Origin of the sequence: Salmonella sp. NW884, assembly GCF_051700745.1 — a bacterium.
Taxonomy (GTDB): Bacteria; Pseudomonadota; Gammaproteobacteria; order Enterobacterales; family Enterobacteriaceae; genus Salmonella; species Salmonella enterica.
In genome coordinates, this window is sequence record NZ_JAMMDE010000007.1 from 239,607 (window position 1) to 258,366 (window position 18,760).

The 18,760-nt window shown below is 50.2% G+C and carries 22 protein-coding genes and 2 pseudogenes; 2 read left to right on the top strand and 22 right to left on the bottom strand.

Annotated elements, in window-relative coordinates; all coding sequences use genetic code 11:
• Positions 1-154 precede the first annotated feature (154 nt).
• The gene (locus NA197_RS16620) at positions 155-730 is read right to left on the bottom strand and encodes a phage antirepressor N-terminal domain-containing protein (protein WP_024159656.1); all 576 of its coding nucleotides are present in this window, start codon (positions 728-730) and stop codon (positions 155-157) included.
• 73 nt (positions 731-803) lie between these two features.
• Positions 804-977, bottom strand: a complete 174-nt coding sequence (locus NA197_RS16625; protein WP_023136419.1) for a hypothetical protein — start codon at positions 975-977, stop codon at positions 804-806.
• A gap of 110 nt (positions 978-1,087) precedes the next feature.
• Between NA197_RS16625 and NA197_RS16630 the strand changes: the two are divergent.
• Both NA197_RS16630 and NA197_RS16635 read left to right on the top strand, forming a co-directional pair.
• Positions 1,088-1,234 (top strand): annotated as a pseudogene (locus NA197_RS16630) (Arc family DNA-binding protein); the annotation flags it as partial.
• Between the two features lie 104 nt (positions 1,235-1,338).
• Positions 1,339-1,689 carry a hypothetical protein gene (locus tag NA197_RS16635; protein ID WP_023136421.1) on the top strand — a complete coding sequence of 117 codons (351 nt, stop codon included), beginning with the start codon at positions 1,339-1,341 and terminating at the stop codon, positions 1,687-1,689.
• Positions 1,690-1,719: 30 nt separating this feature from the next.
• Here NA197_RS16635 and NA197_RS16640 read toward each other — a convergent pair whose 3' ends face one another.
• From NA197_RS16640 to NA197_RS16735, 20 genes and pseudogenes are all read right to left on the bottom strand, one after another.
• Complete coding sequence (locus NA197_RS16640; protein ID WP_133241388.1) at positions 1,720-2,391, bottom strand: lysozyme inhibitor LprI family protein; 672 nt, start codon at positions 2,389-2,391, stop codon at positions 1,720-1,722.
• Between the two features lie 67 nt (positions 2,392-2,458).
• The gene (locus tag NA197_RS16645; RefSeq protein WP_023136423.1) at positions 2,459-3,052 is read right to left on the bottom strand and encodes a tail fiber assembly protein; all 594 of its coding nucleotides are present in this window, start codon (positions 3,050-3,052) and stop codon (positions 2,459-2,461) included.
• Between the two features lie 216 nt (positions 3,053-3,268).
• A pseudogene (locus NA197_RS16650) lies at positions 3,269-4,150 on the bottom strand (phage tail protein); the annotation flags it as partial.
• 833 nt (positions 4,151-4,983) lie between these two features.
• Positions 4,984-5,610: a hypothetical protein gene (locus NA197_RS16655; protein WP_023136425.1), complete on the bottom strand. Its 627-nt coding sequence runs from the start codon at positions 5,608-5,610 to the stop codon at positions 4,984-4,986.
• Positions 5,594-6,820: a baseplate J/gp47 family protein gene (locus tag NA197_RS16660; protein ID WP_023136426.1), complete on the bottom strand. Its 1,227-nt coding sequence runs from the start codon at positions 6,818-6,820 to the stop codon at positions 5,594-5,596. Before NA197_RS16660 ends, NA197_RS16655 begins: the two co-directional genes overlap by 17 nt.
• Complete coding sequence (locus NA197_RS16665; RefSeq protein ID WP_001261467.1) at positions 6,817-7,149, bottom strand: hypothetical protein; 333 nt, start codon at positions 7,147-7,149, stop codon at positions 6,817-6,819. The genes NA197_RS16660 and NA197_RS16665 overlap by 4 nt, the downstream gene beginning before the upstream one ends.
• Positions 7,146-7,862 carry a hypothetical protein gene (locus NA197_RS16670; protein ID WP_023136427.1) on the bottom strand — a complete coding sequence of 239 codons (717 nt, stop codon included), beginning with the start codon at positions 7,860-7,862 and terminating at the stop codon, positions 7,146-7,148. The genes NA197_RS16665 and NA197_RS16670 overlap by 4 nt, the downstream gene beginning before the upstream one ends.
• Positions 7,859-8,902 carry a hypothetical protein gene (locus NA197_RS16675; RefSeq protein ID WP_023136428.1) on the bottom strand — a complete coding sequence of 348 codons (1,044 nt, stop codon included), beginning with the start codon at positions 8,900-8,902 and terminating at the stop codon, positions 7,859-7,861. Before NA197_RS16675 ends, NA197_RS16670 begins: the two co-directional genes overlap by 4 nt.
• Positions 8,902-9,177: a hypothetical protein gene (locus tag NA197_RS16680; RefSeq protein WP_000116518.1), complete on the bottom strand. Its 276-nt coding sequence runs from the start codon at positions 9,175-9,177 to the stop codon at positions 8,902-8,904. The genes NA197_RS16675 and NA197_RS16680 overlap by 1 nt, the downstream gene beginning before the upstream one ends.
• Complete coding sequence (locus NA197_RS16685) at positions 9,174-9,890, bottom strand: hypothetical protein (protein WP_000011139.1); 717 nt, start codon at positions 9,888-9,890, stop codon at positions 9,174-9,176. Before NA197_RS16685 ends, NA197_RS16680 begins: the two co-directional genes overlap by 4 nt.
• Positions 9,890-11,944, bottom strand: coding sequence for a hypothetical protein (locus tag NA197_RS16690; protein WP_023136429.1), 2,055 nt, complete (start codon positions 11,942-11,944; stop codon positions 9,890-9,892). The genes NA197_RS16685 and NA197_RS16690 overlap by 1 nt, the downstream gene beginning before the upstream one ends.
• Positions 11,945-12,067: 123 nt before the next feature.
• A complete protein-coding gene (locus tag NA197_RS16695) occupies positions 12,068-12,655 on the bottom strand; it encodes a hypothetical protein (protein WP_023136430.1) in 588 nt (195 codons plus the stop codon).
• Positions 12,655-13,092: a hypothetical protein gene (locus tag NA197_RS16700; protein WP_001133547.1), complete on the bottom strand. Its 438-nt coding sequence runs from the start codon at positions 13,090-13,092 to the stop codon at positions 12,655-12,657. The genes NA197_RS16695 and NA197_RS16700 overlap by 1 nt, the downstream gene beginning before the upstream one ends.
• Positions 13,093-13,095: 3 nt before the next feature.
• On the bottom strand, positions 13,096-14,490 hold the full coding sequence (locus NA197_RS16705) for a hypothetical protein (protein ID WP_001018951.1): 1,395 nt from the start codon (positions 14,488-14,490) through the stop codon (positions 13,096-13,098).
• Positions 14,491-14,495: 5 nt separating this feature from the next.
• Positions 14,496-15,434, bottom strand: coding sequence for a hypothetical protein (locus NA197_RS16710; RefSeq protein WP_001139605.1), 939 nt, complete (start codon positions 15,432-15,434; stop codon positions 14,496-14,498).
• On the bottom strand, positions 15,418-15,849 hold the full coding sequence (locus NA197_RS16715) for a hypothetical protein (RefSeq protein WP_000766224.1): 432 nt from the start codon (positions 15,847-15,849) through the stop codon (positions 15,418-15,420). Before NA197_RS16715 ends, NA197_RS16710 begins: the two co-directional genes overlap by 17 nt.
• Positions 15,846-16,271 carry a hypothetical protein gene (locus NA197_RS16720; RefSeq protein ID WP_001114360.1) on the bottom strand — a complete coding sequence of 142 codons (426 nt, stop codon included), beginning with the start codon at positions 16,269-16,271 and terminating at the stop codon, positions 15,846-15,848. The genes NA197_RS16715 and NA197_RS16720 overlap by 4 nt, the downstream gene beginning before the upstream one ends.
• A 12-nt stretch (positions 16,272-16,283) precedes the next feature.
• The gene (locus NA197_RS16725) at positions 16,284-16,769 is read right to left on the bottom strand and encodes a hypothetical protein (RefSeq protein ID WP_023136432.1); all 486 of its coding nucleotides are present in this window, start codon (positions 16,767-16,769) and stop codon (positions 16,284-16,286) included.
• Between the two features lie 64 nt (positions 16,770-16,833).
• Positions 16,834-17,865 carry a major capsid family protein gene (locus NA197_RS16730; RefSeq protein ID WP_023136433.1) on the bottom strand — a complete coding sequence of 344 codons (1,032 nt, stop codon included), beginning with the start codon at positions 17,863-17,865 and terminating at the stop codon, positions 16,834-16,836.
• Between the two features lie 17 nt (positions 17,866-17,882).
• Positions 17,883-18,755, bottom strand: coding sequence for a hypothetical protein (locus tag NA197_RS16735; RefSeq protein WP_023136434.1), 873 nt, complete (start codon positions 18,753-18,755; stop codon positions 17,883-17,885).
• Positions 18,756-18,760: the final 5 nt, after the last annotated feature.

An 18,760-nucleotide genomic window follows, 5' to 3' on the forward strand; every position in this document is an offset into this window, starting at 1 on the left:
AACGACTGGCGTGCATATTACACTGTAGCTTTGAAATCGTCAGCATACGATCTGCTGATCAACATACGATGTTACATCACAATAGAGGTCTGTACGACCTATAAAAAACCAGCCGAAGCTGGTTTGGTTATCTGTTACTGCTGAGCGATCTATATCACCATGTCGCTAGTTTTTCTGCCAGTAACTCGCGCTTGATAACGATCCAGCCGCTATTGCGTAATCCACTCAGTATCTGCTCTACTTTACCAACAAACATGTCGGGACCGATGCGCTCGATGCTCTCAACCTGTCCATCGCGAATACGGAGATGGAGATCAATATTCATCATGTCGATTGCTGGTTCCATGCTACGCGGATTCGTCACCTGCCCCTTCGTCCAGTATTCGTACAGAACATCGTCGCACTCTTCCTGGTAACGGATAACGCGCTCGCGAATCTCCGGGCGAACTTTGTTTGGGCTGATGGTGTTCAGCCAGGCGGCCAGCTTGCGCAAGGCGAGGCAGATCATCTTTTGTATCCCACCAGCGGTGGGCATGGTGATTTCCACCATACCTTTCGAAAATCGTTGTTTTATCTTAATAAACTGACTTTTCCAGTCCATCCCCATACCCTCAACGATCGGCTTCATCGGGGTGTACGGCTCACCATTGTGGTTGACGACATACAGCTCAGCACCGTGAAAAGGTACGTTGATAGTGCAAACTGTTGGGTTTATTGCTAAATTACTCATGTCGATATTTCCTAGCCTGGAATCATTTGACACTGAAGCCCTGACTGTTACCGCAGTTGGGGCTTCAACCTTTTTAACGACCATTTGCCACCTCTTCCCTCACCCCTTTAGCCAGTAAACGAACAATCGCCGAATTGAGAGAAATACAGTCCATTTCCGCCAGGCGGCGAATCTCCTGATCTAATCGAGCCGGAATGCGGAGGTTTAGCTTGATGTTCTTGCGCTCTGTATAAAGTGATTTTTGCATATCCTCATCCTTTTTTGGGGTCAAGTTAACACCTGATATTAAGTTAACACCATTGCGACACATGTCAAGTTGGCCCCATAATAATTTTTAAATGTTTTCCAGGTGATGTTATGAGCAAGTACCCAAGCCAAATGCAGGATAAGTTCAACCTCCGATTCCCTGACGGAATGCGCGACGCCATAGCCGAACGTGCTAAACGTAATGGTCGATCAATGAACTCGGAAATAGTCCAAATCCTTGAAGATGCTCTATATGGGAAGCATTCGCCAGACGATCCCCTAGGAGACAAGTTAAGATACGCTATAGATAAAGCAATTGACGATGTACTGAAGGACTATTGACTAACTAATAAGGGCTTTCTATGAAATTGACCGCAGAGCAATTACGCGATGGATGCCAGTGGCTATCAAGAGAACTGACTCGACTCGAACAACTTAACCGACCTCTTTCGATTGATGAATTCTTTGACCTCTCCGAGGACGAGAAATTTATCAACACTATGTTTGAAAAATATGGACATTTTATCCTTGGCCTCCACCTGCTAGATCACCGAAGTGAGCACTGTAATAAAGAACTAATTGCATACTTGGAAAATGCCCTTAGCCGTTACTCGAACGTTATTACAAGAGACACCTACGGCGTAGTTGATAATGCCTACCTGCTAGCAATCAATGTTCTGTTCGACATTTCTCGTGAAGCTGATGAGATGTAACAAAAAGCCCACCTGAGTGGGCTGTTAACATTAATTGTCAACTGTAACTGCAACGTTCCCGCCGTTGTTTTTTATGTCATATTTATAGCTAAATCCATTACATGATAATGTAAATCCATTGGACATCACCATTGGTGAAAATGAGCTTACAGTATCGCAAGTAAAAGAACTTTTTCTGACAAATCCCACCAGAGTATCTATAAATTCAAAAGCTTCTGGAGTGTCTTTGTAAAGAACAGCATCATGTTCTACTGGAGCTGCCCTCTCTTTCGAGTCATAGAGGGAAAAATCTTTTTTGGCATTATTGCTTTGGCTTTCGTTTCTTTTCTCATCAGGAGAAATTTCTGGCTCTTTTGCAAAATCGGTGACACCATTGGTTGCTGGAATACCTTTTGCTTTAATTGCCCCATAAATAGCAAAAGCGCTGTCATACCACTCATCAACACAAGCATAATCACGACATCTCTCCCTTGAATTCCAAAGTGCTTTTGTTATTTCTGAAAATGCTTTTCTATCTTTTACTGATGCTTTCGCATATCCATATAAATACTTTAAATCATCATCATCCTTTGATAACTTTGGGCTAGAGCAAATAGTCTTTTCTGCAAAGCTCCTAGCCTTGCTGCAATCAAAAGAGGCGCTATGAGCAAGAGACGCAACTCCTATAGATGCAAGCGCCAATACGGTAATTATTTTTTTCATTTTTCATCCCTAAGCTCGTTAAAAGATAAGCGCAGTGTACACCATCACCACTGCGCCTCAAATCAACCTATAAGGTGCGCGGTTGTTCAGGTTTCTTAGGCCAGTCGATTTTTGGCGCGGTCGATGTATCCACCCGGTTTACCAGCACTCTGTATTTTTTCCATTCGTCGAGCTGCGCTTTCTCATCATCTGTTGCGAGTCCAAGATCAACCGCATCCTGAAGCGGCGCGATTTTTTCAGATGCCATTTGCAGGAGCCTGCTTTTGGTTTCTTCCGCCTGACGAAGCTGCGCTGCTTTTTCAGCCGCTTCATCCTTCACCCACGCCTTACCATTCCATTTCTGATATTCACCATCAGGTGAAACTGATGTGACGTTTTCAGGTAGCGGGCCGGGAGAGGAGATATAAACCTGATTGCCGGTTGTTGTGTCGTAAACCGTCTCGCCACGGTGGTCCTCATGCAGCCTCCACGTTTCGGTTTCAGCGTCAAATATCGCAATATGACTTGCCGGAATATCAGGAGGGGCGATATCAGTACAGTTTGCCGGCAGTCCTGTGTGTGGCGGGATATATGCATCACCTGCACCAATAAATTCGTTTGTATCTGAACGCAGATTAAAAATTTTAATTGTCTGCGGGGTATCGCTCATTTTAAACGTCATTTTTTACTCCGGATAAATATTCTGTATTCAGGTATACAGTATGATCATGCGAACCGACATGCAGTGTATTAGTGTGTGAGCCATCCCAATACTTGTTACTGCTGTCTGCATTAGCTGATTTTACGCAATATGTCCTGTACTCCCCGCAACCGATATATTCCGTTCTGGAATACGGACAGTCAGTCTGTGATGAAAAATATGTCTTTGTGTTTTCAGTCATGCCAGCCTCACTATGTAGTTAAATGCAATATTCTTCACCGTGGTTTCCGCATTACCGTCGGCGTCCACAATAACGGCGTGTCCGTGTGGACCGATATATATGCTGTGCTCGTGTCCTCCGATATAAACTGTATGCGCATGGTCGCCAGCAGCCTGTGTCCACGCACCGCCTCCAGGCTGAAATGAGGTGTGATTTGAATCTCCCCAATATGAGTTGATATAACCGCCAAACTCATGTGTATGACCGCCCGTTGTATTGGTCGATTTCGTGCCGTAATCAAAGGATGAGGTAGTTTTTGTCCCTAAGTCGGTATCCAACGCCCGTGCGCCGTGGCTGTGCGATTTGTTGCCGTCCATCTCCTGTGACAACACTGCGCGACCACTTGCGGGTTTCCCCTTGATTGTCCAGCCTCGCATGTCAGGGATAATGCCGGATGGATATGCTATTGCCAGTAACGGGTAAGCAGATTTATCAAACGATTGCCCCTGCATCAGGGCGTAACCAGCAGGGATATTATCAGACGGCCACGCAATAGCCGCGCCGACAGGATTCAAATCTGGGGGTACTGGAGGCGGATTGAGTGAGGTATAGAACATTGCCCACTCGGACCACTCAGCATCGGCGGTATCCCGATGACTGCGAATATATGCAGGCGCTGGCGCACCGTTAACCCCGCTCCAGCCAATGAGGATTTCCCCGTCACCGGTTCCGGTCAGACGTAAAATATTCCCGTATTCCGTTGGATAGCCGTTGTTGTAGACCTCGCCCATGATGAGGCCGTTATCGCCGCCTCTTGTCGTGCCAGTCAGTGCCGGAAGCGCACCACGTGATACCAGTCTGTTCGCTGCGACAGCCGTACCTGATGCAGGAAGCGCTCCGATATTTTGTACAAACAGCGGTTTGTCCGGGATATCAGCACCACACTGGCTTTTAGCCATGTAGTTTTTATCACTTTCGGTTTTGCTGTAGACCTCAAGACTGGACCGACCTTTGGCCTTATCCGGTACGTCGGACAGGTTCTGGTCCTTCTGCAAATACCGTGATCCCAAATAAATCTCCAGGGGATTAAGCACAGAAAAATAGGTTTTTGTATTATCCAGAACGCATAAGATAGGAATATCTTTAATAATATCATTGGCCGATAACTCTGCTTTATTCCCCTTGTATAGTGGGAATATGCCAAGCACACGTCCTCCCATCGTCAGTTGCAGAGTGCTGGCTCCGGTATTGTTTAGCGCCGGAATAACCACAAGTGGAGTGCGCAATGTCCAGTCAACTCCACCATTGACGAAATAAGTTGCTGGTAACTCCAGCGTCAGATTATTTTCTGTACCTCCGGCCACACCAGCGACATAATGCCCACTCTGGAGCTCTTCAATTTGTACAAACTGATTTTCAGATCCTCGCGTCGCAAAATTCGCTATAACGTCATTCAGTGACCATCCCTTCGCTGTTGTACCTTCCTGACCGCGAATAACCGTCAGCATGTCATTATTAACTGCTGTCAGATGGCATACCTCAAAAACTGTTTCTTTTGCGTCTGTCAGCGTAATTTTGGCGTATGTTTTGAGAGGGTTTGAGCTGTTCGCATAATCGCTGGTCAGCAAATTAGCGAACATCGCTCCCGCACCAGGCATCACCTGAATGGTCGTCTGGCTGGCGGTAATATCAGCCGCCAGCGAGGAAACGACATTATTTCCGAATCCAATAATCATTGCTCGACCACCGTTACCGAATAGGTATAAATAAATGGGAGTTTCACCAGCGACTGGTCAATGGCATCTTTAAGAAAGTGCCCGACACCATCGCCATAGTCAGGAATGGAGACAAAAAAAATGCCCTTATCGGGCATCACGCTAATATCAAAAGTGGACTGAACTGGCGGGTCTATTCCGTTGGCCCCGTGTATAAAGCGTGCAAGCCGTCGTTTGAACCAGTTGATACAGAAGTGAGAACCATCGCCTTTATAAAAATTCCATGTCAGTATCCGTTTAAAATAGTCGTCCGGTACATATGACGCTGAGCCGGGAACATAATTTCTCAGTTTTGCATACGCAACATTATTGTACTCAATAGTGTTATACGCTCCGCGCGCAATGGCATCCTCGGAAATCTGAAGCAAGGGTCGAAATTCCCCATAAATACCCGCCGCAATCCAGTCCAGCAACTCACCGGTAATCGCCGGGGAGGTCCAGCAAGGTAAATTCAGGTTGTTAAAGTAATCAAGATAACCCTGTGCCAGTTTGTTATAAGCATCAAAAAAGGCAACTATGTCCGGATCGTCATTATATTGCGTATAGGGGTAAGCCGGAATAATGCTGTCAAGAAGAGCTGCCATATTGCTTAACCTGAATTTGTGAAGATGAAGTGGAAAAATAGGCGTAAGTATCACCATAAACCAGACTGGAGTCGGTTGCAGGTGGGACAATTTTCCCGTTTATACCAACCTGAATGTCAATCATTGATACGAGGTTTGAAGATACAAGCCCCTTAACCTGATTAAGAAAAATATCCCGTATCAGGAAAATGTTTATTGGTTCCCCCGTTGCAATTCCGTTAATGTAATCAGCAATGCTTTGCTGCACTGCTTTTTCAATCCCGGTTGGATCGATATAGCGGGTTGAAGCCGTATTCCAGGTGATTAAAAGCGTAACGTTTTGTGATGATGGCACCACAAACGGCACGTGATACGTATCCGGATACACAATAATCGGTATCGTTTTTTTATCCACCGCAGCGCCTGATGGATTCACTACATCATTCGTCAGTACGGAGATATCTGGCACGGCTTTATAAATTGCATAAGCCACCTCATAAGGATCGCCGCCGCCTGCAATCGCAACCCATGCCCCGAGCGATGCCTGTCGGTACGAGATTAGATTCTCCTGTACGCCATAAACATTTTTCAGTTCAATCCGGTAACAGTCAGGTGTTCCCTGTACACCGTACATACCTGCCTGGAATACCTGGGCACGGTATGAAGAAAAAGTCTGTTCCTGCGCACCGGGTAATCCCGCGGTCAGATTGGTGCAGGTCAGATTGTACGTATTCGGTACTGAGGTTTTTATCTGATTCACAGTACCCGCGGGTACTGCCCAGGAGCCCCCGGTTGTTGCCAGGCAATAGACAGGCTCCGTTTGTCCACTTTCCGGGATCATCGTGTCACGCTGAACGGTATAGGTGTAGGTTCCATCCCCGACCATAAAACCTTTCGGTATGGCAAACCCGGGCGGGCCACTGAACACCACATAAACTGATGTATTGGTTCCCTGCCCTTTCTGGACGCCGTACATATCACCCAGTTGTGCAAGCAGGTGTACATTTGCCGCATACGGGCTGCATGAGTTAATCAGGTCAACCCGCGCCTGATCACATACCACAAGCGCGCCGACACTCGTACTGACCATATCCTCAATCAGCGATCCGGGTAAATTTGTGGTTATCCCCGGGGACAGCGCTGTTGCAGTATCAATAACCAGTTGCCGGAGTTCATCCGTCGTTTTAGGAACCGGGCCGGCAATATCATAACTAATGGGTAAATCACTCATACATACACCTGAGCCACTATTTTAGAGCCTGAGTTGGTAATCGCCGAAATGTTGTAAACAGGGGGGTCAACATCCGCCAGCGCAATCTGCAGGGAGGAAAAGTATTTGCTGAACTGCTGCTGGAGCCGGTTTACGTAGAAAGTCGGCAGTATCTGCTGAATAACTGAGCCGTTAGCCGGTATACCGTGATTAGCAAAAAACGGGGACTCCTGCGGGGACAGCTTCAGATTCTGCACCAGCGTTGTGAGATACACAGAATCGTTAAACCCGTTTTCGTCAGTCGTGACCGTTACCCACTTCCCGTCTTTATCTCGTCCGTATGTCCTCATTCGGTAATACTCCCGTTGAATTGTGACGTTGGCCCTCCGGTATCCTGTCCGTCATTACCATTGCTGTGCCTGTGGCTGTTAACCCACTGAACCAGTTTTTCCCAGCCCTCCAGCATGATTTTCGGACTGGTGCTGGCCGCACTGTCAGTCAGAGTTCCACTCTGCCCTGTCAGCGACCAGGCACCAGCGGTGAGCGTCAGAACGGTACTGCCCACCGTCACTTCGAATTTTTCAGGTGTGGCGATAGTGATACTTTCCGGTGTGAGCAGAAACGTGGTGTTGCTTTTCGCATCACGAATGGTTACCCCCTCCGGTCCGTACAGCGTCAGTACCTGACCATCGACGTTCTCCCACTCCGTGTTACTGATGGGTAAAAACACCAGCGCACTGAGATTTGCAGGGGGCGTCAGATCAGCCGTTCCCCCTCCGAGACCGCTGGCGCCGCCCAGGTAGGTATCTGCCGGGATGACTATCCCCTTATCTCCTTTTTGCATCGGGTATCTGATGTACTGAGGACCGAATAGCGGAATGGTCAACTGAGGTAACGTGTAGGGAATGTCCCGCAGCAAAAAGGTAACAGTGACCATTTTCCCGGACTGACTGACGACCTCTGCGGGTAAAATCTTTCCGGCCATCTGCATAGCGGCGGCTATTTTCTGGTCGGCGAAATTATTCATATTGCCGCCAAAATTGAGCTTTTTATTTATACTCATGTTGCAGCAATCCCCCCTGTTGGATGCGCCTCGATAACAGTTACCCAACTGTTTGCGTCCGGTTGTCTGCTGTTACCCACCAGACGGACCGAAGACACCAGAAAATCCCCCGTAAAAGCCGAGTCATCACGAAACTGTGAGTATGACGATGCCTGGATCATTGGTCTTAATTTCTTCGGCATCCGGATATAATCGCCCACCTGAATATCGCTGCGCATGACGCAGGGAATACTCACCGTACCAAACTGGATCCAGGTCGGCTGACCAACAAGATCGGTAAATTCAATTTGCACGGGATTTTGACTTCTGTAAGAGGCGCTTTTTCTGGAGTCTTTATCCTGGTGGTTAGCAAAATCGTTATCGAATACCCGGATCTCCCTGCCGTTCACCATCGCTATTTCAACACCGGAATAATTACTGTCCTTAATGATGCTTTTACTCAGCGACTTAAGTCTGGTTGCAAGTTCCTGGAGACTGCCGCAAAACATATTACTGTCATAATTATTCACCAGACGATCGCTGATACTGACTGAGAACCGGTAGTCACCTCCCAGCGTCTGAAAGCATTGCGTCAGCGCGACAGAAAGTTTAACCCCCTTATTCCACGGCACCGTTAAATTTACGGGTGCCAGCGGTAACGGGTTAACGTCAGACACAGGACCGGCGGTCACAATGAGATCCAACCGTAACTCGGTGCCCTGCCAGTTCCCCAGCACCTGCCAGATTGTCCCTTCCAGCACAAGTCCACGCTGTTCCGGTTTCGCCAGCGGCAACCCTTTTGACATTCCCACCCACATTTTTATGGTCATGCCAAACATATCCTGTCTGGCCTGTTGCATTTCCTGCGGACTGATGCCCCAGACAGTGATGCAGCTCTGCCCTTTGGGAGTGGATTCACCAAAACGGAGAAGGTCGAATTCAACCATCAGGCACCCCGGGTTAAATACCCCGTTTTTCATGCTACTATACTGTCTGTACAGCGTACCGGGGTTGCCCTTAGCATCCGGAGCATTAAAAATCTGAATGTCGTAGAAACGCATCAGTTAATTACCTCGATCTGACCGTCAGAAACACGCCATACCATTCTGGTTTTGCTGAATGCCCCCACCAGTAAATTAATGTCGTAATCCTTTGGGGAACCAATAACCGGAATTGTCAGTTGCCGACGGCCTGAGTTATCCGTGATATTGAGGTACCAGCGCTGGGAGGCAATATTCCATTTCGTCTGGCAGTTATAAACCTCGCCATCGAGAACGGGAGTAAAGACCATGCTTTTCTGTTCGTTACCGGAGAAGGGATAAAAAGACACGCTCATAAATTAAATGCCCCGCTCAGTTTTCCGATTAAGCCAATAACTGCACCCGATACACTACTGCCGAGTGAGGTATTACCAATCGCCGAGATGGTACTGGTCCAGGCGCTTTCTGTTGCCTTGTCCCCGTTATCAATCTTATTCAGATAACTGTTTATCGCCTGCTCAGCCCCGGTTTCAGAAAGCAGTGGTTGCTCAAAATCCCATAACCATTGCCGCTGCGGTAAAGCATCATTCGACCCGGTAACATCACGCACTGTCCTCAGTATGCAGTTGCTGTAAATAATTCCCGGCGTTGCCACAATAAACGTTCCGCCAAGACTGGCGTGCGCCTGCAATACGGCCTGCAACGAACTCAGCGTGACCAGCTTTGTCATAGCACCGGTGTTTTCATTTACCGGCGCATCCATCAGCATTGGAATGCGCAGCGGCTGCGAGAGAAGCGCGTTGGCTGCCACTGCCTGGTTTGCAAACGGATAACGACCAATATCGTAATCAACCATTGTCCCACCGGGTGCCGCTCGCCAGTGGCAGAAATACTTATCCAGATCCGTCAATTCAATAGCGCCCCCCATCAGGCCCGAAACGTAGCTGGCGCTCTGGGTCAGGGCGACTATCGGCAACATGCCGCCGGGAATACTCTGCGCCACACCATCGCAGAGAATAACCGGGGAGATTTCAAAACCGAGCTTGTAGAGCTCGCGGGTAAATGACATTAACCGAACCCTCCAAGTTGCGTACTGGATACAATCGCATTACCGCCGGTATTGTTATAAACAACAAGCCCCTGAGCATGACCACGTTTCTGGTTATCCAGAATTTGTTGCAGTATCTGGTCAGTTTTCCCCGAACCCTGTTGTACTGGCTGTACGACAGGGTTACTTGTGCTGGTACCGGGCAATTCAGAACCATACTGGGCAAGATATTGTTCCCGCACGCTGTCAGATGGATTTATATCCTGCAAAGATTTTTTCTGCGATCCCTGAAAATAACCTCCGGCATTATTGATAATCTGTATAACCTTCTCTTCACTTAACCGGGAGCCGGCACCTTCTTTTACTGACATGGCAGTAATTAATTTCGCGAGAGTCCGGGTATCATTTAAATTCAGCTTTTCGAATTCACTGCGGCCAGTCGCATTCACAACATGCCCGATGTATACTTTCGTATTGTTCTCGTTAGATGGAGCCCATTTACTGATAATATCGTGAATATTGTTGATGCCCTTTGTGCCGTATATTTGCAGTTGTTTTGCAGCAGCGAGAACGCCCTCATCCAGGCTGGGGAACACAGCAAATTTCCCGTTTCTGGTACTGGCGGTTTCATAACCTGCGGCATAACGTAAATTCACAGGGTTATTGAACCTGTCAGCAATGGTTCGCCCCTTAGCATGAACATCAGCCTGTTTCCCGTCGACCGGCTTAACATCTCCTGATGAAAAGAATTTTTTTACCCCTTTCAGCCACGACCACACACGCGGATCATCATCCCCACCCGGGGTGTAAGTCTCACTGGTAACGGGATCGGTGTGCTTCTCGTCGCTGAGTATCGATGACCGGGATTTAATATCATCCGCTGTGATGCCGGATTTACCACTTATCCAGTCAATGACCTTGCCGATAACCCGGCCCAACCGCTCCACACCGGATATGAAAGCTTCAACATCTTTCTGAAATTCGGGAGAAGCCAGATAGTTACCAAACCGACGTATACCATCTGAAAGGCCATCAATCCATTTTCCCAGTTCCGGCGATTTAAGGACCGTTTCAATCGCGCCGGAAAAGGCATCCGAAAGTTTTCCCAGCTCCGGCGCCAGCGGTGCCAGTCCCCGGATAAACGTATTCCCGATACTGACCTTACTGCGGTCGAGCTGAATGTTGAAATCCTGCCACTGGCGAAGCTGCTGGTCCGTCAACTGAAGGCGGCGGGTGTCCTGCTGTGCCTGTTTCGCCATCGCATCGATTTCTTCATCGCTCATTTTTTTGAAGCGGTTCAGATCGTCAAGGGTGAAATAGTTCGTCAGCCCGTAGGCTTCCGCCCCCTGCTGCGTACTGCCGTTACGCACAAAAATATCACGCGCCGCTTTTATCATTTCAGGTAAAAGCTCAGCAGGATCCCTGTCCGGGTTATCGACGCCCATTGCCCGGAACTGCCAGCGTTTACTCAAATCAAGCTGCGCATCACGTATGGCGCCCAGGGTTCCGACAGGATTACCCAGCGCTTTCTGAAAATTGACAGCAGTCGAATTAAGTCCACCTGCCGTCGTCCCCAGCCCCATCGCAGTAAACCGTTGTGCGGAGGCATTGCCGGCCAGGTGGTTAAGCCCCCACAGACCGCCCGCACCAGCCAGCCCGGAAAAAAGCCCCAGAACGGTTCCCCATGAAAGCAGGCTGGTTGTGGCATCTTTAATATGACCTGCCAGCGATTTCGCATCCTTGCTGGCTTTATTCAGGAAATTGCGCGCACCGCCGGACTTCTTGTTAAACTCCGCCTGGGTTTTTGTGGCCTTCTCCAGATTACCATTGAGTCGATCGAGACCGTCATTAACAGATGATAACGCCGCAACGCCATCAGCGAACGCTTTTGTAATCCCCTCCGTACCATCCCGGACACGTTCGGTCTCCTTTGCGGCCTCGCCGAGCCCGTGAACCGCCCCCCGCCATTGTTCAGGTAATTCGCTGAGTGCTTTCTGGTATTCATTGAATTTTTCCAGGAACGACTGAAATTTCTCGTCCTGAACATCAATTTCGACAATGGATTTAGCCGCCATTGAAATACCCCTTGCGTCTTATTTCCTCCAGAATGAACCGCTGCCGGAAATGGAGCGGGCTTTTATATTCGCCGCAGCCCAGTTCACGGCAGAGGTGACTGAAGCCTTCGCATGAGGCCCATGTCAGGAGGGTATATGTGAGGGTTCCGGCAGGGCTTCCGGGGTCGGGGTATCGGTAACCGTTTTCGACGTCGGTAAAGAATCGCGATACGCCATAGCGCTCAATGAGACGAGTTGCCCACTGTACATATCGAGCGCTTTCCCCACCGTCGGTGCGATCAGGTTCGCTTTCTGAATGGCAGAGCTCACCATAAAAAAAACGACCTCGCCCTCGACTTCCCGGTACTCATCATCGGTGATAATTTCCTGCCTGAATGCAGCCTCCAGCGAAGACGTTTTCCAGGTTCCGTTATCGTTCCAGATGACCGTTGTCAGACGCTGTATCTCATCGACAATATTTGGAGTTCCTGGCTGAAGATCTCCTGCCTCCTGCCGCGCTTTGATGATTTTTCGCAGCATCATCGCTGCCACGCGGGGCGCACCTACCGAACCCACCAGGGAGAAAAAATTATTGAACAGATTCCCCAGCAGTACGCAATTTTCCTCAACGACTTCATACGGAAACGGCACAACGTGCAGATACACCAGTGAGCCGTCATCGCGGGTGATGGTGCTGACAAAATTCAGTTTTCGGTCAATTTTCACGGCCATTAGCCCCACATTTTATCGTTGGTGATCAGATAACCGGAAATCGTCACGACATATCCGGCATCCATACCGTTGATGGTCAGTTCATTAAAATTCACCAGATATGCATTCAGGACCGTGTAGTTTCCGAAGGTGCTGGCATCCGGCGTGATAACGACCTCTCCCAGCGACGTATCAGAAGCGAAACGGTTCTGATAGCTCGCCGCCAGCCCCTGCGTTCGCAGTAAATGCATCGTGATTGTGACCTGCTGATAAGGTACCTGGCTCCCCACGGTTCCGGTCAGCGTGGGGATAATGTCCGTTGCAGCCGAATCCGGCCGCATACTGATAGCATCCTTACCCAGAAATGACGCGGTGACATTCAGCGCCGGAATATCCGTGACAGTTACCGCCCCCCTGACACGGTTAAGAAAGCCCTGCGGTACTAATGGATTTGGCATTTATTACGCCCCCACAAAATTGGTCACGTTGAGATTAAAAGTGATGGACTCAAAACCACGACGCGGAGTGACAACCGCGCTCAGGCCGTTATATTTCCCATCGGCGTAATCGGACTGATTCAGGCTGGTATAGTCAGCGAACGGTACTGCGTTGATGACCGCGTTCCCGGCATAGGAGCCTTTTTCATATTCCGCGTTGAACGATTCCTGCGTGAGCTGTGTATCAATAACCTGACCGAGAATCAGCCCGTAACTGATACCGGAACGCAGGGTTTTCAAAGCGCGTCGTTGCAGGCGACCAATTCCCTGCTGATCGTAATAAAGCGGGTTAACGGTAGTGTTAGAACCGTTAATCACTTCATTAGCCAGATCCAGCTCAAGGTTAATAGCGCACCAGGCGACGGAGTACCAGTAGTTAAACGGCATACCATCGAGCATGTGGCCCGCCACCAGCATTTTATTGCTCAGTCCGCCTTCTGCCGCCGTGCCGATATAGTTGATATGGTTATCCTGCAGGGTTTTCAGCAGGGTGCCGTTACCTGCCGGCGGATACTCCGTTACGCCATACATAAAGCGGTACGCCATCGGCGGAACCATATTGGAGGAACCCGGATCGTTTGCCAGTGATGACTGGAACGGCGCCGCCATCGAGAACTCAGTTGCGCCAATTGACGGTGCCTCAACCCCGGCAAAAACATTCGGATATTTGCCGGATACCCATTCCTGGTACGTCGCAATCGTGGTTGTGACGAAAAATTTCACCAGCGCGCCGGGCGAAGTGTAATTGTTCGCCAGCGTTTTAAACGTCGGTTCGGCGTCCCATTCCCTCGGCACAAGGTAAGAGAAAAACTTCTGGTATGTGTTTCCCAGAGAAGTATCTTCATCAATGAACGTACTGAGGGCTGCAACCGCAGATTTTACACTCATCTCACCCAGCTCAAGGACATAAACAGCCCGGCTGGTCCCCTGCGCCCAGTACGTGGTGTTCATCTGCTGGAGTTCTCCGGCGGCAACAGACGTTACGGTTCCTGTAGCCGTTGCTGTACCGGGGTCACTGTTCAGGGGGTAGGTAAACGTTTTTTCACCTGTCACAGACGCTGTATATGCCCCGTTATAGGCGGCAGGCGCAGCACCAGAAATCACAACAGGGATCGTTTCATCAATGGACCAGCCATGATTTTCTGAAAGAGTCACCGTGACGGTATTCCCGGCCCACGTAAGCGAAGAAATAGCTTTTGCTGGCGCAGCGATATTTTTTAGATCGTCTTTGGACGTCAGCAACTGATAACTCCCCGCCGCCAGCGTGGTGCCCCCGGTTGATACCAGAGCACCTGACTTTAACAACTGGGAGGGTTTCGGCGGACTGGTCACCGACACATTGATATTTACTATTGCCATTTGGGTTATTTCTCCACATAAATGGACGGAATTGCAGACGTGATCAGCCTGCGGGCGACGTTCCTCATCCGCTGCTGGTAGTAGTTAACTTTGAATTTGACCTTTTTCCGCATGGCGATAATGTTGAGCTCATTCTGCGTGATGCGCTCATCCTGTATCACCGGAATATTCATTACGCCCATTTCGGCTTTATCGCTGAGCGTGTAGTCCTGCACATAGCGCAGGAAATCCTCAACGGCAGCATTACGCAGGCCCGTCACGGTGATCGTCACGTCTTCAGAAACCAGTTGATACTGGTTCTGCTTCTCGTCGAGACAGAAGGCTCCGGCCACCGGGCTCGGTTCTCCGCATTTCACTGTGGCGTAGGGCGGTACGAGGTTTTGTACGGAAAGCATTGCCGGGTACATCGGCATGAACTGACTCAGCGAGAGCCAGATCGGTAATGAGTTGGAAACCACCACATCCGCAAGGTCGATATCGTCGGCAGAATTAATAATCTGCGACATCATATGCGGATAAATGGCATGTCCGGTGTAATGGTAAATGTTCGCTGGTTCGTTCAGCCCGGAACGGCGCGAGAAAGCAAACTGAATACCGTAAAACTGACCGATATAAAGCACATCAGAACCAATATCATTAAACGGGTCAATATCGGCCTGCGCGGTGAAGGTCACCACGTTTTTATCGTAGAGCTGTTCTTCATCCTGGATAGATTCGGTGGTCAGGTGCAGGTAGCCTTTTACCACCTTTGTATCCGGTTCAGTATCAGGATCATCCGCAAGAACTGACGCCTTCACCCAGAAAACAAAACCATCAAGGGGAAGCACTTTCCGGACATATTTAGTAAACGTAACGGATGCCGAACGGCTGATATCATCCAGCCCCTGCACCAGCGACGCATTGAGTTCTGTCTTTGCCTGTGACAGTTCACTGAGGGAAGGCATTCAGCACCCCGCTTACCCAGGCGCGCATTGACGCCTGAAACATACCGGTATCGATAAAAGAGGGCCGCGGTTCCCCTTTCCTGTTTTTAAAACGCTTGCTAATCCCCTCCAGTGCACGGGCAGTAGGCACACCTTCTGTGCCATTCATCTCTTCGTTATCAAGGAAAGCGACAAAGAGATGATGTACCTGTGACATGGATTCCGCGAAGGGATCCGCAGGAAGCGGTGCGCCTGCCAGCATATTTTCGAGACCGGCGGCAAGGTCATTACTCATCATCTGTGCAATTTCCTCGCCGTGGCGGTCAAAGAACGTCTGCATGATCCGGTATTTCCCTTCAAGAATTTCGGCCACATCGCCGGTGGTCGTATTCTCGTTTTCATAGGGAATATCCATCACGCCCAGGTGAAGTTTCACGTCAGCCCCCACAAATCGCCGTACTGCTGCGCAATTGCCAGATACCACCGACCATACGGGTCTTTGAGTTGTTGCAGATCTGCAAGAGAGAGGTTTTTCAGTGCATCACTGACAACCCGCGTCTGACTGGTTGATTCGTCGGAAGAGGCGCTGATAACGCCAGCAGTAAAATTGTTGATACCCAGTTTTTCGCGTACCGGACCGAAAGCGACTTCAGGACCGAAGTTAAGCAGAAAGGAGGCCGCGAGGTTATAAACAGCCTGCGAATACAGAACCGGGCTGATACAGGCGATCTGCCGGTTCACCCAGTCCAGGGACATTGACCAGGAGAGACTAACGGCCGGATCGTCATCGGCTAACGCGTCGGCATTAACTCCCATCGTATTACGGATAAACAGGATAAATCCGGCCAGTTCAGGCATGACACACCCCGCTTATTTTTTCTTTTTAGTTCCCGTGTTAACCGCCAGTGTTTCATCAACAAACGCTGTTTCGTCACGGTCATCGGTGGCGCTCAGTCGCTGCTCTGCACTGACTTCCAGCTCACCGAGATAGCCGTTTTCCTGCTCAGTGAGTGCGTTATTTGTTGCCAGTACGGAAGCCTGACGGCGATCGTGCGCTGCACGGTTCAGGTGACCATCGTTATCCCGCATGGCCTTTTCGATAACCTTCGACGACACCGGCTTATCAATGCTGTAACACAACCCGATATAAATACGGTTCTGGTCGATTTTTGTCGCATCAATCAGACCATAATCGGCGTGCTGCTGAATAATAAGGTCGATTTCGGCGCGGGTACCATCAATGACAACGGCCTGAGAGCCTGCATTAATCGGGTGATAAACAAGACGTCCCGTCTCCGGCTTGCGCCAGGCGAAATCGTGGCGCTGTTTGGTGGTGTTGGCGATGTACAGTTTCATGTTTACTCCTGGGTAAAAAATCCCCGCGCACCCTCCGGCACGCAGGGAAATCAGCGAGGGAAAATTAATCGCTGTACTTCATCGAAATGATAGTCAGCGCTTCAGGGCGAAGTACCCAGCCAGAGGTGGAACGCAGTTCGGAAAGCACATCGATCGCCCCGCCCGCAATCGGGGTGGGAATTTCACGCGGTGCCGCCATGTCGCACAGCATCAGTGATGTGGCTTCCAGTGACGGACTCAGTCTGGCGAATTCGTTGGTGTTGATTTTCGCGTTAACCTCAGGGCGCTCGACCTCCGGCATGGCGATGACGATCGCATCCGTTCCGTTTGCCCCGGCACCAATCAGCGTATCGTCATAACCCCATTCAATTTCACAATCAGCATCATCCCCCACACCATTAACGGTGCCTTTCACCGTGGAAGTACCACCGCCCGGACGCTGGTAACTGGTCAACTGAACGATCTGCTGCATTTCCATGGTACCCAGCGTGCGCTGAGGTCCGAGGATAACCATGCGTGACGCCCGGCCCATTTGCATAGTTCGGGTGCGGATCGCCTGAATCTGCGCCAGCAGGAATACCGCCATTTCGCCATGATCGTAAGTAAGTACGGTAGTGTTCCCGCCGCTGTCTGCCGGCAGGCTGATAGTGGTCGCACCGTTGGTGTTCAGTACCCCCTCACCGCCCGCCGGGTTCATTCCATAGAGCAGCGCGTTACGCATTTGCTGAAAAATTGCCTGCCGGGTACCGAGTCGCTGGGCTTCCGGAAGCGCAATCCCCCAGTTCCCCGCTGCGGCCATATCGTGATGATCGTAAATGGCGCGGGCACGGAACATATATGTCGGCGTGCTGACCATTCGCGCCTCCAGTGCCACAGAGGGTAACTGGTTGGCGTTACCTGACTGGCTTGAGGTGACCTGAGTGCGAATATCCAGGCGTTTCATATAAACGTACTGGTCGCCGTCTGCCAGGCGAACCAGCGGGTTACCGCTTGCCATGACAGAAAACGCACCGGATGCCTGCTGATATGACAGGATCATTTCCGGCATGATGTACGACGGATTTACAATTTGATAAGCGGGTGTAATAGCTGGCATCTCTTAGCCTCTCCTGATTACAGCAGAATTACCGCAGCGTTCCCGCTGTCGTTCCAGGTAGCAAAGCCCGTCGCCGAATCGTAAGAAACGGTTTTGCTGTTACCCATCTGCATTTCGATGATTTTTACCGGAAGGGCGACATCCTGCTCTTTTGCCGCGCCTGTGGTTCCCTGCGTGGTCGCATTGCCTGAAGGCACTGAAACCGGAGTAAAAGTGAATGTTGTCGCCGACGGTACGCTGAGCACCTGGACAGTACCGTTGTACGCCGCCGGAACTGCGCCAGAAATCGCGACATAAGCCCCAACTTTCAGGCCGTGCGCGCTGGCAGTCGTCGCGGTCGCAAATCCCGCCAGACTCGCGGTAGGCGCAGTCCAGGTAATAGCGGTTGTAGCCACATCAGCCGCCGCAGTGCTGAACACATCCAGACAATCCTCCGCAAAATTCCACACCAGCGGCTGATTAACAGAAATCCCCGCGCTGGCCAGAGAGATCACGGCATCAGAGGCTTTGACCGGAACACGCATTCCTGAGCCCAGGCGATAAAACGACACGCTCATATTGCTGAGGAGAAGCGGTACCGGGGATTGCGGCGTGGTCAGGCCGTTGTGTGCCTGGTTGAACACGGAAAAGCCCACCAGTTGTGAAAGGCTGGCTGCACGTTTGATAATGCTGCCACGTGGTGCAGAAGAGGCGCCCGGTACCAGTTCGTTAACCGGCAGTCCGCCCCACAAAGGTTTTATTTCATCACTGCCAAGGGTACCAGAAGCCAGCGCATAACGTGCCGCCGGATCGTCCAGCGCCACGCCCTGGATAAGACCATCAGATTTCGCGTAGAACGTGCCGCGCGCGTTAGTGGTCTGCATTGGATTAACTGACAATGCACTCGCCATGTTTA